21 protein-coding genes are annotated in these 16,422 nt (G+C 30.9%); all 21 read left to right on the top strand.

Annotated elements, in window-relative coordinates; translation table 11 throughout:
• Positions 1-180 precede the first annotated feature (180 nt).
• A complete protein-coding gene (locus HNV10_RS03955) occupies positions 181-1,173 on the top strand; it encodes a hypothetical protein (protein WP_173300021.1) in 993 nt (330 codons plus the stop codon).
• Positions 1,174-1,501: 328 nt separating this feature from the next.
• Positions 1,502-1,855 (top strand): hypothetical protein, encoded by a 354-nt coding sequence (locus HNV10_RS03950; RefSeq protein WP_173300020.1) that lies wholly within the window; start codon positions 1,502-1,504, stop codon positions 1,853-1,855.
• Between the two features lie 136 nt (positions 1,856-1,991).
• Positions 1,992-2,558: a hypothetical protein gene (locus HNV10_RS03945; RefSeq protein ID WP_173300019.1), complete on the top strand. Its 567-nt coding sequence runs from the start codon at positions 1,992-1,994 to the stop codon at positions 2,556-2,558.
• 6 nt (positions 2,559-2,564) lie between these two features.
• Complete coding sequence (locus HNV10_RS03940; protein WP_173300018.1) at positions 2,565-2,864, top strand: hypothetical protein; 300 nt, start codon at positions 2,565-2,567, stop codon at positions 2,862-2,864.
• A 186-nt stretch (positions 2,865-3,050) separates the two neighbouring features.
• Complete coding sequence (locus HNV10_RS03935) at positions 3,051-3,554, top strand: hypothetical protein (protein ID WP_173300017.1); 504 nt, start codon at positions 3,051-3,053, stop codon at positions 3,552-3,554.
• Between the two features lie 119 nt (positions 3,555-3,673).
• Entirely contained in the window at positions 3,674-4,165 is a 492-nt protein-coding gene (locus tag HNV10_RS03930; RefSeq protein ID WP_173300016.1) for a hypothetical protein, read from the top strand.
• Positions 4,166-4,591: 426 nt separating this feature from the next.
• Complete coding sequence (locus HNV10_RS03925) at positions 4,592-5,137, top strand: dihydrofolate reductase family protein (RefSeq protein ID WP_173300015.1); 546 nt, start codon at positions 4,592-4,594, stop codon at positions 5,135-5,137.
• A 163-nt stretch (positions 5,138-5,300) separates the two neighbouring features.
• Complete coding sequence (locus tag HNV10_RS03920) at positions 5,301-5,804, top strand: hypothetical protein (protein WP_173300014.1); 504 nt, start codon at positions 5,301-5,303, stop codon at positions 5,802-5,804.
• A gap of 148 nt (positions 5,805-5,952) precedes the next feature.
• On the top strand, positions 5,953-6,432 hold the full coding sequence (locus HNV10_RS03915) for a hypothetical protein (RefSeq protein WP_173300013.1): 480 nt from the start codon (positions 5,953-5,955) through the stop codon (positions 6,430-6,432).
• A gap of 146 nt (positions 6,433-6,578) precedes the next feature.
• The gene (locus tag HNV10_RS03910) at positions 6,579-6,881 is read left to right on the top strand and encodes a hypothetical protein (RefSeq protein ID WP_173300012.1); all 303 of its coding nucleotides are present in this window, start codon (positions 6,579-6,581) and stop codon (positions 6,879-6,881) included.
• Between the two features lie 48 nt (positions 6,882-6,929).
• Positions 6,930-7,094: a hypothetical protein gene (locus HNV10_RS03905; protein ID WP_173300011.1), complete on the top strand. Its 165-nt coding sequence runs from the start codon at positions 6,930-6,932 to the stop codon at positions 7,092-7,094.
• 219 nt (positions 7,095-7,313) lie between these two features.
• Entirely contained in the window at positions 7,314-7,832 is a 519-nt protein-coding gene (locus HNV10_RS03900) for a RidA family protein (RefSeq protein ID WP_173300010.1), read from the top strand.
• Between the two features lie 177 nt (positions 7,833-8,009).
• Positions 8,010-8,825 carry a hypothetical protein gene (locus HNV10_RS03895; protein ID WP_173300009.1) on the top strand — a complete coding sequence of 272 codons (816 nt, stop codon included), beginning with the start codon at positions 8,010-8,012 and terminating at the stop codon, positions 8,823-8,825.
• A 350-nt stretch (positions 8,826-9,175) separates the two neighbouring features.
• A complete protein-coding gene (locus HNV10_RS03890) occupies positions 9,176-9,811 on the top strand; it encodes a hypothetical protein (protein ID WP_173300008.1) in 636 nt (211 codons plus the stop codon).
• 227 nt (positions 9,812-10,038) lie between these two features.
• Complete coding sequence (locus tag HNV10_RS03885; RefSeq protein ID WP_173300007.1) at positions 10,039-10,620, top strand: hypothetical protein; 582 nt, start codon at positions 10,039-10,041, stop codon at positions 10,618-10,620.
• A 134-nt stretch (positions 10,621-10,754) separates the two neighbouring features.
• A complete protein-coding gene (locus HNV10_RS03880; RefSeq protein WP_173300006.1) occupies positions 10,755-11,498 on the top strand; it encodes a DUF6090 family protein in 744 nt (247 codons plus the stop codon).
• 155 nt (positions 11,499-11,653) lie between these two features.
• The gene (locus HNV10_RS03875; RefSeq protein WP_173300005.1) at positions 11,654-12,097 is read left to right on the top strand and encodes a hypothetical protein; all 444 of its coding nucleotides are present in this window, start codon (positions 11,654-11,656) and stop codon (positions 12,095-12,097) included.
• Between the two features lie 44 nt (positions 12,098-12,141).
• On the top strand, positions 12,142-12,558 hold the full coding sequence (locus HNV10_RS03870; RefSeq protein ID WP_173300004.1) for a hypothetical protein: 417 nt from the start codon (positions 12,142-12,144) through the stop codon (positions 12,556-12,558).
• 145 nt (positions 12,559-12,703) lie between these two features.
• Positions 12,704-13,897, top strand: coding sequence for a hypothetical protein (locus tag HNV10_RS03865; protein WP_173300003.1), 1,194 nt, complete (start codon positions 12,704-12,706; stop codon positions 13,895-13,897).
• Between the two features lie 125 nt (positions 13,898-14,022).
• Complete coding sequence (locus HNV10_RS03860) at positions 14,023-15,480, top strand: Lcl domain-containing protein (protein WP_173300002.1); 1,458 nt, start codon at positions 14,023-14,025, stop codon at positions 15,478-15,480.
• A 249-nt stretch (positions 15,481-15,729) separates the two neighbouring features.
• Positions 15,730-16,290 (top strand): helix-turn-helix domain-containing protein, encoded by a 561-nt coding sequence (locus HNV10_RS03855; protein ID WP_173300001.1) that lies wholly within the window; start codon positions 15,730-15,732, stop codon positions 16,288-16,290.
• The last annotated feature ends 132 nt before the right edge of the window (positions 16,291-16,422 follow it).

Raw genomic sequence — 16,422 nt, 5'->3', positions numbered from 1 at the left:
AACACCGTGTATATTTAATTGCTTTTTTATTCTCTACTTGCGAATATTCCTGCGGAATATTCACGGGTTCGTGAATGTTTACTAAATTAGTTGCTGAAACACGCAACTAACCATACACAAACACGTTAGCATTCATTATAAAAGACCGAGATGAGAAATAGTTTTAGACTATACAGTTCGATGAATTCGAGCTATTTTGATTTAATATCAGGAGACAAAGAAACTCAGCAAACGAAAGGACTTGGACTTCTACTATCTAAATCACAAACGGCTTTAAAAGCCTTTCTTGACATTAATTCAATTAAATCGAAAGTTGGAGAAATTGATCTGAAAAGCCTTAGCCGAGTAATTGTTAATTGTGAACTAATCTCTAATTCACTTAATAAATACAGAGCGGATATTGTATTGCGATTTTACAAAGATGGACAACCTTTTAAAGCTATTCTGATTGAGGCTAAGAGCATCAATAAAGGAACATCCGTTTATGAGACAAATAAACAAATTGAGAATTATATTGAAAATGAAGTTTTTAAAGAGCTTAAAGTGTTTGGCAACAATAGTCTTGGAATAACATTAACAAAACTTCCGAGCTATACGAGACATGCCAGTTTAGTATCAATCACCTGGGAAGATATTATTAGTGCATTTTATAAAGTACTACCTAATCAGAATACACTACTTGATGATTACTTTAGTTTTCTAACAAATATTAATGGGACAATGAAATTTTACGAAAAAGAAGTTTTTTCTATTCCAACAGCAAAATGGTCAGAACAAGCAATAAATAAATTAAAGGTTTATGAATGCCCAAATAGTGGGAAATATTTAATTAAGCACAAGCCGCTCTACATTACTTTCAGAAAAAGTGGCGGTGGTGAAATGGATAAGTTGTTTAAAGTCGAAGACATAATTATTTTGAATTTTCATGACGATCTTGACACATTTATGAAAGATGAAAATTACAGTGAAAATTATCGCAACGGAGTAAAAGGCTATGTTGATTATCTTTTGGAAAATAAAATTTGGTTAGAACTACCTAAAGATGAGAAACAGGTTTTTATTTTATCTGACAACATTATTGAGCTTAAAAATAAACCTAAACCTAAAAATGGGAACAATTCTTTTAGAGCATATTATGAATTGGCAGACTTGCTAAATAAAGAATTAGTATAAAATAACGAAATGCTAACACCGTGTATAACTAATTGCTTTATTATTCTCTACTTGCGAATATTCCTGCGGAATATTCACAGGTTCGTAAAAGTTTACTAATTTAGTTGCTTAACCACGCAACTAACCATACACAAACACGTTAGCCACAAGTTAACCAGACCAACGAAAATTAGTAATAAATTCAAATTTTTAGATTTTTAATAAACGAATTTCAATCCGAAAATATAACTGAAACCAAAAAATGAAATTCCTGATTAACAAACCGCATCTGATTTTTTTTCTTTCGATTCCAATAATAATCCTATTCGGAATATTAAACAGAAACGAAATGTTGGATATAAATGTTCACGATACTTATTTCGTTTTTAGCCAAATCGATTTAGCCATTCTGATTTCAATTCTTTTCGGAATAATCGGAATTGGATATTGGATTATGCTAAAAGCCAACAGAAAGCTATCCAAATGGCTGAATTTGATTCACATTACGCTGACTTTTGGCGGAATTTTACTCATCTGGATTTTAGCGCAACTTTTCCGAGAATCAATAATGGAATATAATTTCAATAATAATCTGACTTTTGGAATTTATTTAATAGCTTTAATTGCAATTTTCGGACAGTTAATTTATCCGATAAATATAATAAGCGGAATAATTAAAAAACGAAATAAAACCAGTGGCTAACACTGTATATAATTTATTGCTAGTTCTAGCCTACTTACGAAAATCCTCGCGGATTTTCTATTCGGTTTTTATTTACTAAATTACGTGCTAAACCACGCAACAAACCATATACAAACACGTTGGCAACAAGCTAAAAATGAAACAGGCATTAAACATATTACTTCTGATTTTAACTTTGATTTCCTGTAAAAATCAATCGGAGTCAAAATCTGAATTGAGCATTGAAACTGCTGAATTGTCTAAAGAATTTTCCCAACCCGAAATTCAACAAACCGATTCAATTGCTGAACAGTGGAATTTTATGGTCTTTGAAAAAGGAGGCTGTTTAGGTGGAACACAATATGTCACAGAAAAAAAGAGAAAAATTCCCACTATGGTTTTTAGTGAAAAAGAATGGGAAAAGTTTGCGAAAAATGACAAAACGGAATTGACTGAATTTCTTATAACCAAGCTTTCTGACACAACTAAAACCAAAGTGCATACTTGCCCATTTTTTGGAGCAACAAACGGAGAAATGGCTGTTTATTCACTTCAGCATATTCACAACAAGAATTGGCTTGAATTTTCGGAATTTAAAGAATATAAGGATAGAGAATATGGAAATGCAACAGACCAACCACAAATGTGGCTTCAAAATATTTTAAAAAACGAAAACGAAAGAAATAAAATAGCGGAATTGTATAAAAACGAACTGAAAAACTAACTTAAAATGAATAGCATAAATTTTAAAAAATGGGCATTCCATTTTATGATTTGGATTTTAATAATAAATATTATTTCCTTTTATCTAACAATCAGCTACACCAGTATATTTAATGAAGGAGACAACACAGCAGAAGTTTTATTTTATTTCGGAATTTTAGGAACAGTTTTACTTTTATTGAGTCTGATTTTTATAATTTTTAGTACCATAAAAAAAGAGAAGAAAAATTATCAATATTGGACTTCAATAGTTGGACTTGTCATTTTTGGAATTTTGCCAATTTTAGCAAGTCTATTTTTAAATTAATTTAGAGAATAATTGAACTGAATAAATAAAAGCCAGTTGCCAACACCGTATATAATTTATTGCTAGTTCTAGCCTACTTACGAAAATCCTCGCGGATTTTCTATTCGGTTTTTATTTGCTAAATTACGTGCTAAACCACGCAACAAACCATATACAAACACGTTGTGTGTAATTTGAGAAAACCGAATGCAAAGAACAGAAATCATAAATAAAGAGAAACTTTTTGAGCTGATTGAATTTATTCTATCGGATTCAAAAACTGAACTTTATGAATCATATTCTGAAATGGAAAACGAATTAGTTCGGATAAGTAATTTCTCAGAATTTAAAGACTATTTCGAACATTCGACTACTGAAAAGAAAAGGCAATTAGGATTTGGGATTTATAATCCTGAAAGTAAAGGCAAGTTCACTATAACAAAATTAAAACTCGACCCGAAATACTGCAACGGAAAAACCTACCGAAACCGAATTGATGGTTGGGGAATAATATACGTTCATCTGAATTTACTAAATACCGAAAACGAAATTGAATGCCGAATTTCTGTGAACTCAAGAAAAAGAGCTGAAAATTGGAAAAGCACTAATCCTGAATTTGGAAATCCTGAATTGTGGGATTGGAAAATAATAGAAAGTAACGCAAGGAAAATAATAAAACAATTAAAAAAATACACACAACACAGTATATAAAAAATTGCTGGTGTTGTGCTTAATCAAAGGTCGTTGCTTGTTTTGTTACGTCTGATTTTCCTTCGGAAAATCCTCGCACACAAAACCGCAACTTCTCATATACTAACACGTTGGCAATAATGTCGGAAATGCACAAAGGAATCATAATTTTAGCTTATTTAATCGCCTTACCAATATTTGGACAGAATATGGATTTACCCAAAGACTTAACTGAATTTCTAAAAGCAAAATCGGAATTGATTTACGACCACAAAACTGTGGAACCTGACTTTGTCAGAATTATTGACTTTGAAAAGTTGGAACTCGGAAAAGTATGGATTGAGGGAAATGTTAGTGGAAAATCTTATTATGAAATTCCTGCAATTAATCTGACTGACGAGTGTGAACATTATGACCCTGAATATATCCTACTCTACTTGCCGAATGAAAAACTGTACGGAACTTGGGATTCTGACCATTGGAAACTTTATGTTTTCCCGAACATTAATTGGACTGACATAACCAAAAATCCAGCGGCATTTATAAACCAACAATGGAATCCGAAAAAAGAAATCGGAAATGAATTTGACCCAAAAACGAATTATAAAATTATAAATGGATGGCCATTTTGACCAAAAACAAAAACAATATTGCCAACAACGTGTATAGTTAATTACTTTTTTGAGATTACGTACGAAAATTCCGTTGGAATTTTCTCGGGTTCGTTAAAGTTTGCTAACTTAGTTGCTTAACCACGCAACAAACCATACACAAACACGATGTGGTGAAATTGCCTGCGGCACGTAGAATCGGGTTTTCCAAACGCTTCCTTTCTACTAATTTCACCACATCGTCCACTGTTAATTGCACCTCCCAAAATTTTGTGACATATTTAGTCGAGTCTAGGTGAGCTCCACACGAAACTACACACATCAGCGTGTATAGCGAATGAGGCGCAATTATGGCTCCTCGTGAGGCGCGCCTCACTTCGCCATACACAGTGGACGTTGTAAGCAAGCTGAAAACAAGATTGTAACTTTAACGAAAAACAGTAAAAAGTGAGAAAATTAAAACTTCAAATTCAACTCTCGATTGATGGATTCATTTCTGGTCCAAACGGAGAAATGGACTGGATGATTTGGAATTGGGATGAAGAACTAAAGAACTTCGTCAAAGAAATAACAGAATCGACTGACACCATTGTATTAGGACGAAAACTTGCTGAAGGATTTATTCCACATTGGAAATCCAACAAAGAATTGGAAGGTGCTGAAAAAATTAATAACTCAAATAAAATAGTTTTTACAAAAACACTCGAAAATACTGAATGGGAAAATACTCTTTTGGAAAAAGGAGATTTAGTCGAAAAAATAGAAAAATTAAAGTCCTCAACTGGAAGTGACATAATTGCCTATGGAGGAGGCGAATTTGTTTCTTCACTAATTAGAGAAAATTTAATTGACGAATATTATTTTTTCATTAATCCTTCGATTTTGGGGAAAGGAATGCCAATATTTGAGAAAGTTGATTGTAAAACTGAATTAAAACTGGAAAGTGCAAAAGCCTACGAATGTGGAATAACAGTTTTGACATATAAAAAGTAAAAGCCAGCTTACAACAATGTATAACCACAATTACGGCGGATTCGACTACGTCCGAATCCACTCGGAATTGCTAACGTCTGTGCTAAACCGAAAATTTTTAACCTTAATCCCGTAACTGACGGTTATACGAAATCGTTGTAAACAAGCTAAAAAACGTAAGCCTATGATACATTTACTTTGGTCAATTATTAATTTAATTATTGTTTTCTATTTTCTATATCTGATTGTCGGATTTATTAGAAAAGGTAAACGAATTTTTAATCCTAAATTTAAAGTTGTTTCAATATTTGTAATGGTAATTGGAATTGTTCAAGTAATTTCTGCTGCTAATTCGTATAAAAAAACGAACCGAATCACCATAACAAACAACAATAACAAGAAGAATAACTCAAAAGTAGAAAAAGTAACGCTCGAAGATAATTTGACTTTTGATATAAATATGCTCGTGAAATATTCGTTTGAACAAAACGAATTGATTCCTATTGAGAGTAATAGTTTTCTGACTGGATTTGTTAGTGGTTACGATTGGAAATTCACTTCGATTAAAACTAATAATTATAAACCGAACGGAAAAGCTGAATTTACTGCAAATGGAATTTTGAAGTGGAATCTTTTCGGAATTACAGTTTATAATGAATCAAAAACTTTTAACGGTACGATTGAATAAAAGCCAATTTACAACATCGTGTATAGTTAATTGCTTTTTTGAGCTTACGTACGAAAATTCCGATGGAATTTTCTCGGGTTCGTAAAAGTTTGCTAATTTAGTTGCTCAGCCACGCAACTAACCATACACAATCACGTTGTAAACAATTATGAAAAAACAGGCTCTATTAATATTAATCATTGGTCTTTTATTAACTGCGTGTAAAAAAAATAACACGAAAACAATAAAAGCTGATTTAACTTTCAGGTCAATTAGCTTCAATAGTGCTTATGGTGGAACGGATGAAAAAATATCCGAAATTAACGAATACTTTGATAGTATCAGAAAATTGGAAAAACCAAGAAAATCTGATTTAGAACTTTCTAATTACTTTCAGAAACTTAAAGACAACGACCTATTTGAGCTTCCATACATTTTTTTACTATTGGAAAAGGATTCAGTAATTACTGTCCATTTGACCGAAAAAGAATATGCAAAAGTAAAAGATATTAGACATGTAGATTTGTATAAGAAAAAGAAAAAAATGAAACTGGAAATTGAATTAACACAACTTGATAGTTCAATTTTTTATTCAGAAAATATTTTGAAAGTAGAAGAAGTTGATGGAAGAAGTCACTCGAATAAATAACTGTTTACAACACCGTGTATATTTAATTGCTTCATTGAGCTTACTTGCGAAAATTCCTGCGGAATTTTCGCAGGTTCGTGAAAGTTTGCTAAATTAGTTGCTTAACCACGCAACAAACCATAAACAAACACGTCGGCAAACATTAGATGAAATTAACGATAACATTTATTCTATTTTTCATATTGGTATCATGTTCTAATGAACACGAATTACAGCCGAAATGGAATCTACAAGTTACTGAAAGAGGAAAATTAGAAATTAATAAAGATAAACTTTACCTAATAGACGAAAGTGGAGAATTTGAAATAGATATCAAAACTGGAAAAAAAGTGGCGACAACTAAACAAACGATAAAGTACGATTTCAAAAATATTGGTGTAACTGGAAAAGAAAATAATTTCAAAAAATGGGAGTTAACGAAAAACGAGATTACTTATTCGTTAATTTAATCATTTTTTTCAATAGACGATTGTCAACTTTCATTACGTGAATATTGGTTGGAAAAAATCGATGAGAAAAATAGAAAAAATTTTTATTCATTAGGAAAATCAAAGAGGTTTTATGTTTTGGACTTTGAGGTAATTGAAAAGGATTTATATATATTAAAAAATCCAGCTAATGGAGGAGATGCTTATCATCTAGAAAAATATGAATTAAAATAAACGTTTGCCCACAACGTGTATAATTACTTGCTTTGGTCGTTGTTTATTTGGAAAATTCCTGCGGAATTTTCTCAGGTTCGTAAAAGTTTGCTAAATTAGTTGCTTAAACACGCAACTAACCATACACAAACACGTTGTGCGTCATACGCGAATAACAGATTTCAAAATAAAAAGGGAAAACCGACAACCGACCAAAGTAGGCACTAAACAATGAAAATTATGAAAATTATAATCAACCGACTGACTCTATTTGCAACTCTCTGCATATTTTCTTTTGGACTACAGAGTTGTGAACAAAAGCAAAAGGAAGAAACTAAAGAGGTGGAAAAAGAAATAATTGTTGAATCCGAAAAACCTGAATATTTTCTCTTGCGTCCAGAAGTAGAAAAAGCATACGGATATTCACACGCTGTGAAAATTGGAAACGACATCAAAATATCTGGTGCAGTAAGTATGGACAATGAAGGAAATCCAACTGCTGTTGGCGATATAGAACAGCAGATGAAAAACTGTTATACTGATTTAGAAAAAATATTAAAACACTTTGGTTGCACATTTGACGATGTTGTAAAAGAAGATATTTTCACAACTGATATGGCTCAAATGCTTGAAAAATCAGCATATCGTGCTGAAATTTATAAAAATGGATTTCCGGCTGGTTCTTGGCTTGAAGTAAAAGGATTAGCATTACCTGAATTTATGGTTGAAATCGAACTTGAAGTATATAAATCGGAATAAAAAGTACGAACGCACAACAATGGCTATAATTCATTGTGGTTTTGTGCCACACCAAAATAAAAGTATTAATCAATGGCTGATTTCTAAGTGGAATAATCCTGCGGATGATTCCACAACGAAATCATAGCCGAGACCGTTGGCAATAATTTGAAAAAATCCGTTTACATATTGAACTTTATGCTTTTTCTATTAGCTTTTTCTTGTGGACAAAATTCATCTGAAAAAGAGCTAAATGGAAATTGGCGAGAAATTGAAAATGAATATAGTACTTGGCACTTCTATCCAGATAGTTTAGTTTTTAAATTACCTAGCGAATTTGATAAGAAAACAAAATGGAACGCTAATAAATCGCAAATTGAATTTGAACTAAGGACATCATATTGGAAATCGGATTCAAGTCTGCCTATTGATACAACTAGCAAGATTTTAATTAATTACAAACTTTCTGATAATAAAGACAGCCTTTTTGGAACTATAAAGAACAATTATGGCATACATAAATTCAGTATGCTTAAGACGAAAAGTTACAGTGAATATCTAAAGAGAAAATTTGGAATTGAATTTACTTTACCTAAAAGCGATTCGACTGAATTAATAAAAAAAGACCCAGTTTATGGAATGAAAATTTTTATGACTGCTGTAAATAATAAAGTGATAGGCAAAACTGAACTTTCTAATTCTCTAAATAGTTTAGAAAATGATATCAAACGATTTAAAGACACATTAAAAACTTATTTTGGGCCTAAAGATTTGCGTATAGAAAGATTTTATTTGAGCGTATATGCCGACAAGCCAATTTCAGATTCAATTATTACAGCAAGTTTACCTGTTACTATCAAAAGCGACTTTTTCATAGATAATGATATTCCTAGACCACCAGGCAATATGCTACCTATAAGTATTTATAGAATGTATAATGATGAAGAAAATGATAACCTCTATTTTAGAAAAGCAAAAAAAATAAAAACTATCGCCAACACCGTGTATAATTAATTGCTAGGTTCTTCCCTACTTGCGAATATTCCTGCGGAATATTCACGGGTTCGTAAAAGTTTGCTAAATTAGTTTCTTAACCACGCAACTAACCATACACAAACACGATGTGGTGAAATTGCCTGCGGCACGTAGAATCGCGTTTTCCAAACGCTTCCTTTCTACTAATTTCACCACATCGTCCACTGTTAATTGCACCTCCCAAAATTTTGTGATATATTTAGTCGAGTCTAGGTGAGCTCCACACGAAACTACACACATCAGCGTGTATAGCGAATGAGGCGCAATTATGGCTCCTCGTGAGGCGCGCCTCACTTCGCCATACACAGTGGACGTTACCAACAAACTGAATGAACAAACTGCTAGAATTAAATAAAGGATTTTTGATTAAAGGTTATTTATGGATTAGTGGAATTCTAACTAGCGGATTTTCAATCTATCTGATTTTCTTTTTTTCGGAAGTCCCAACTAAATGGATATTAATAATTTACTCTATAACTTTAATTTTTGCACCTTTATTTGTTTTATCTGCTTGGATTTCTGACTGGTTTAGAAAAAGAAGGTACAAAAACCGAATTCTTTCTAAAAAACCATATTCGGAAATGGAAAAAATCGGATTTACAAAAAGTGTTATTAAAACAAACCATAACAGTTTAGTTGACTATATTAAATTCGCTGAAATAAACGAATGTCAAATTACTTTTGATGTTGACCTTAAAAAACCTAAAGTAGCAGAATTTAGCATCTATGGATTGACTGAACATCTCAATTCTAAAGAATATCTTCAAAAAGCGAAAGAATATAATCATTCAAATATTGACTTCTCACGTTACTCATTCACAAAACGAATTGATACCAGAAAAGAAAAGCTGAACTCAATACAAGAATTAGAAAAAATATTAACGGAATTGACTCATATTGTGAAAAAAGAAAAATATGAGCCGATTCTAATAACCGAAATAAAGCCAGTTGGTAATAAAGTATAAAAAAATTGCTTAGTCTGTGCTTACTCGGAAAATCACGCAACTATTCTTATACGAACCGTTGTACAACATTTTAACCAAATCAAGTGAATAGAGAATATCATCTAACGTTTTGTAAAGTTTGTAACAATCGAAAAAAGGATTTTAATAAGGGATTGATATGCTCTCTTACAAACGATATAGCTAATTTTAATGAACACTGTCCAACATTCGATTTAGACTCCTCTGAATTGGAACAAATTAGAGTCAAAGTTAAAAGTCAAATTGATGATAAATATATTGCAAATGGTGTTGAAAAAATTTTAGGCTTAAATGATGGAATATTCACAAGACCATCAAGAAGTAGAAATCCAAAATATAAATCAGTCGAACAAACTCATAATCTAACTTTTAAAAATAATGTAGCATATGATAAGGCTGTTTTGGTTTTAATGTTATTCGCAGTTGTATATATTTTCTTTGTAAACTATAATGATATTGTAAACTCAACTTTAGATGATGGTGTTTTAATGGGTTTTGGTGTTTTCCTAATAATCATTCCTATTTTCATATATCGAGCTTTTTTTATGGAACATAAAATCAAAATGAGAATAACTAAAACTGCTATTGAATATGACGGAAAGATGTTGAACTGGAATGAAATAATTGACCTCGGAATTTTAAAAGCCAAAAGCTCAAGGGTAAATGAACATAAAATAATTGTCGGAACAATTAATAAAGGTATTCAAGAAATTGATTTAACAAGTCTCAATGTGAGTCCTAAAAGATTAGCTGATATCATAATTTTAAACGCAAAAAACATGTTACAATAACGCGTATAGCTCATTGCGGCTCAATTTCTAATCGGAATTCATTGCAATTTGTTATCTTTCGGTTACGACGGAAAATCATCGCTAATTTTTTGCAACTAGCCATATGTAAACACGTTACAAGAAACCGCTAATCAATGATAAAATTCTTTAGAAAAATTAGACAAAAATTACTTTCTGAAAATAAATTCAGAAAATATCTAACTTACGCAATCGGTGAAATAATTCTAGTAGTTATCGGAATTATAATAGCATTACAAATCAACAATTGGAATGAGTCACGAAAAAAAAATATATTAGCGAAAAATTACTACAATCGCCTTTTATCAGATTTAAAAGCTGATAAAGCGTATGCTAATAGATATATCTCAAGAGTTGATTCTTCTCGGGTATTATACGATAACTATAGAAAAAGTTATAAAAAACCGAATTTAAGCCTTGTAGAAATTATTCAAAATTTAGGCACAAATGACATTATAACATTACATTTAGAGTTTAAAACAAAAACCATAGAAACTTTAATTAATACGGGTGATTTGCAATTATTAAACCCAAAGATAATAGATATAATAACTGAATATAATGGTAGTAAAAACCAGACCGAAATACTTGCTAGAGACAACAATGAAGATGTTAATGATTTGTTGAAGAATCTTGCTCACAAAGGTGGAGTTCTACTTAATATTGAGAACTATCCTAATCAGCCAGAATTATTTAAAAAATTAGATTTTGATGATAGAATTCCAGATATGATTATAGCATTTGAATCCTACGTTATCTGGAAACAAGCTGTAAATAGAACCAATATTAAAGCGCTTATTAAAATCAATAAAACCGCAGATTCCATTATTAAAATTATTAATCTAGAATTAAAAAAATAACGAAAGCACAACAACGTGTATAATTACTTGCTTGTTATAGCTTACTTACAACAGTCTACGCGGACTTTCTATCTGTGATTTATTTACTAACTTTAATGTTTTAACAAGCAACGAAATCATAAACTAGACGGTTGTAGGTAATTTAAAAACACGAAATGCAGTTTGAACCTCAGTATTTTAGTGGAATATTAAAAGTATTAATTCTAACTTTATTGATGTGTCTTTTCCCTATTTATTTCATAGAGAACAAGGTTCTGATTTTTCTAATATTTATCGTCGGATTTTCGGCGATATTATTCTTAAAAAATAAAAAATGGATTAATAGAATAAAAATTGACTCCAAAAATTCAAAAATCAATATTGAATACCCATTAAATCTTTTAGGACAAAAAAATGAAACTATAAATTTTTCTGAAATTAGTAAGGTTGTTTATTATGAATATATATCTAGAACGCCTGCGCATTTTAAGGTTGAATTAAATGACAAAACCTTTCGTTTTAATTGCAACAGAAGTGAATCAGAATTAGTAAATAAAATATTTAAAGATTACGGAATAGAAACCAATTTTTATCATAAAAAAGAAGTTGGATTTAGATAAGAACTCATCCTGAATAAGTTATAATTATTTTAGTAATATGATTAATGAATAGTGAAAGCAAAGCTGAATTGAAGAAACAAGAAAAGACAATCCAGAAAAGTCTTGCATTAGTATTTATTCCAATTTTTATTATAATCATCTCTATCTCAATAATTCAAAACAAATCGGAAAGTCATCTTGAAAAAGAATATAAAGAAATCCGAAATAACTCGTACTCTGGAAAAATAACAAGTTTACTAAATAAAACACAAGGACGAACAAGACCAATTCTGATTGATAATAAATGGCAAAAAGAAATTCCCCTTTTTATACACAAAAAATTGAATGTCGGAGATTCCTTATATAAGAAAATAGATTCCGATTTTGAATATTATATTATAAATTCAAAAACAGATACAATTAAAAGAGATGTGAATAAATTTTATCGGAAAAAATATTTTGAAAAACTGAATGGTAAATAAAAAACTACCTACAACACCGTGTATAATTAATGGCTGGTTCTCGCCTACTTACGAAAATTCTAACAGATTTTATATTCGGTTTTTATTCCCTAAATTACGAGCTAAACCAAGCAACTAAACATGCACAAACACATTATGCACAAATATGAAAATCACCCTGAACATATTAATTCTAATACTCACTTTTAGTGTTCAAGGTCAAATTTCAGAATCTTGGAATTTGGATATTGACAGTTACACTCATAATTCGTCAAACTACGCTTCAAAATTTCCACCTATAGAAACCGCTAAATTCTCAAATGGAGACTTAGTTGTTTTATCTCAATATGGCAGTTTAGCAAGATTTAAAAATTGCGGAACAATAATCTGGAAAAAAGTAGTAGAGACTTGTGCTCAACAGAGAGTAATAATAGACTCAAATGATGATATTATTTTTAGTTGCGGAACTGAAATAACCAAATTTGACTCGACCGGAGAAATCATTTGGAATAAAGACTACTCAAATACATTCAGCAAAAATTACTTGACTTTCGATGCCATCACTTCTGCCAACAATAAATTATATATTGCTGGTCATTTTTTCCATTCCACGTATATATGCCAACTTTCTATTAATAAGAATGGTAATGTACTTTGGAAAACCAAGTTCAAGCAAGATGTAGATTTCGAGTTTTCATTTCTGCCACCAAAACAAATAGTAGTTTTTGATGATGCTATTTTTGTTCTTGCTCATCACTATTCAAAATCAAATTCCTTTTTATACACTTCTAATTTAAATGGCAAGAAAAGGATTGACAAAGAAGTACATTTCAAAATCAAAAAATTAAAATTTTATAAAAATTCTTTATTTGCTTTAGGTCAACTAGACAACCTAAAAGACAAATTGATTTTTGGAAAAATCGACAAATATTTAGAATTATCCAATATTTTAGAATTTGAATTACCTCGGAATTTAGAATACAACGAAAACACACCAAGTTGGGCAAGCAAACCACCAACGAAAGAGGAATTTGAAAAAGAATATATCACAGCATATGATATAAACGATTTTGTTTTTTTAGGTGAGCAAAACATTTTAGTAATTGGAAATTCGAGCGGAAAACCTTGGGTTTTGAATTTGGATTTAGACAATGGAATAAACTGGAATTGGGATATTCCAGATGAAAGGTACTATAAATTTAATAATGAATATACAAGACATTATTATGTATTCAATTCTATCAATAAAGTCGGAAACAATTATTTAATTTCAGGAATAAGCGAAGAACATAATGACCAAGAAAAAACATTTGTGACATATGTTAATCTGTTTGTCAGAGAAATAAAAGTAGAAAAATAACTATACCTAACACTATGTATAATTAAACCATTTTAGGAATTTATTGTCTAAAGAAAATATTGATGTCGATCACAAGAAATTTAAAAAAGACATCTAAATAATAGACAACCTATACTAACAAATACATGAATTTTAAATTTCTAGTAACCCTTGGCTGTATAATTATAACATCAAGCACTATTTCTTATAGTCAAAACTATCCTATTGTAGATACAGATGTAAGCGACTTTTATGATAATAACTCTATTATTACAACACCTACAATTGGTCAAAGTTTTTATGGTCAGGATGCTCATTATAATGGTAACCAACCATCTTATACCAACAATGGTGACGGTACAATAACTGATAATGTAACCGGATTAATGTGGGAACAAGATATGGGAGTTAAAATTACATATGATGCTGCATTTATAAAAGCTGCAAATTCAACTTTAGGTGGTTATACTGATTGGAGAGTTCCTACAATTAAAGAATTATACTCATTGGCGAATTTTACAGGTAGATGTTTTGGAAGCAATGCTGTAATTAAATTTATAGATACTAATTATTTTAATCAGCCAATTGGAGATGTAAGTATTGGTGAGCGCGAAATTGATGCTCAAACGTGGTCAAGTACACAATATACAAGTTTAATAATGGCCGGAAACGAAGCTGTTTTTGGATACAATTTTGTTGATGGAAGATTAAAAGGATATCCAAAATATAAACCCGCAACAGGAGATGCAAACACAATGTATTTTAGACTTGTAAGAGGAAATACATCCTATGGAATAAATAATTTTGTGGATAATGAAGATGGCACAATAACAGATAATGCTACGGGTTTGATGTGGCAACAAACAGATGACGGAAATACTCGTGATTGGGAAAACTCTTTGTCTTATTGCGAGAATCTTACACTAGCAGGACATAATGACTGGCGTTTACCTAATGCTAAAGAATTACACAGTATTTTAGACTATACTCGTTGCCCAGATATAACTAATTCCCCTGCAATAAACCCTTTGTTTTCCTGTACTTCATTTAATAATCCTGATGGTAACCCTAATTATGGATATTACTGGACTAGCTCACCATTAATGGATGGACCAACACCGTATACTGATGCCGTTTATTTGTGTTTCGGTGAAGCGCAAGGGCAAATGTCATTACCACCAACTAATATTCAAACAATATACGATACGCATGGAGCTGGAGCTCAAAGAAATGACCCAAAAGAAATTGGAACAGGTACTTACCCAACTTATTTTGGACCACAAGGTGATATTTTGTACGTTAATAACTTTGTAAGAGCAGTAAGAAATGTAGACTCATCCCTGTCAACCCAAGAAGAATCAGAACAACTTAAACTAAAAGTCCATCCTAACCCAACAGAAGGTTTGTTAACTCTTCAAACTGAAAAAATGTATGACCAACTAGAAGTAAAGATTATGAATGTTTTGGGTGTAGTAGTAGCAAAGTATTCTTTTGAGAATAAAAATCAGTTGAATATTGAACATAAAGGAACATCCGGAATTTATTTCATTCATGTTCAATCTGCAAGTGGAGAATCAACAACATTTAAGATAATTAAAAAATAACGATTTGCCATCATCGTTTACAATTAATTACCTAGTCACTAACAACTTAAAAGATTCCTGCAGAATATTGTATCTGTGATTTATATGCTAGTTTATTTGCTTAAACATGCAATTAACCATACTCAAACACTTTAGAGAAACTTTACGACATTTAACGACAAAGTAAATGTCGTCTAAAAGTCAAATGAAAACCGTTATCAAATTTAGAACAAAATACTACTTTTAGAATTAAATAAAAGTAACTAACAAATGAACCGGATTGCAAACAAAATAAGTGAAACCCGAAAAATCAAAGGACTTACCCAAGAGGAATTGGCCGAACAAGCAAAAATAAATTTGAGAACAATTCAACGGATAGAAAACTCTGAAAGTGAACCAAGAGGCAAAACGCTAAATTTGATTTGTGCAGTTCTAGAAATTGATTCAAAAGAATTGATTTTAGCGGACAATTCTATTCGAGAAAAAAATATCGGAACAAAAATAATTAACGGGCTTTTTCTATTGGCACTGAATTTAGTCTTAATAGGAATTATTGGCTTTCTAACTTTGGACTCAAACGCAAATATGAATAGTGTGTTTGGAGGATTCTTATTGAGCATTTTTCTTCCATTTTTCATAGTTACTCTGACAAAAAAAATGAACGCTATGGAACGAATGCTCAAATTCGGATTTGGTTACATTGGTTATTTTGTTTTAGTTATCGCAAAACACGGATTTCCGACAGGATTTGTTACTGGATTATTCCCTTGTCTTTTAATTAGTTTGTCAGTTCTATATTTTGGAAATGAAATTTTAAAAAAAAGAGAATAAAAAATGTTTTACAACAACGTTTATAATTAACGCCTAGTACTCGCCTACTCACAAAAATCCTCGAGAATTTTCTATTCGGTTTATATTTAATAAATTAGGTGCTTAAACCACGCAACTAACTAAGCACAAACA

Origin of the sequence: Winogradskyella litoriviva (assembly GCF_013249065.1) — a bacterium.
GTDB lineage: Bacteria > Bacteroidota > Bacteroidia > Flavobacteriales > Flavobacteriaceae > Winogradskyella > Winogradskyella litoriviva.
Note: the sequence above shows the minus strand (reverse complement) of the source record. Positions and strands in the feature narration are given on the sequence as shown.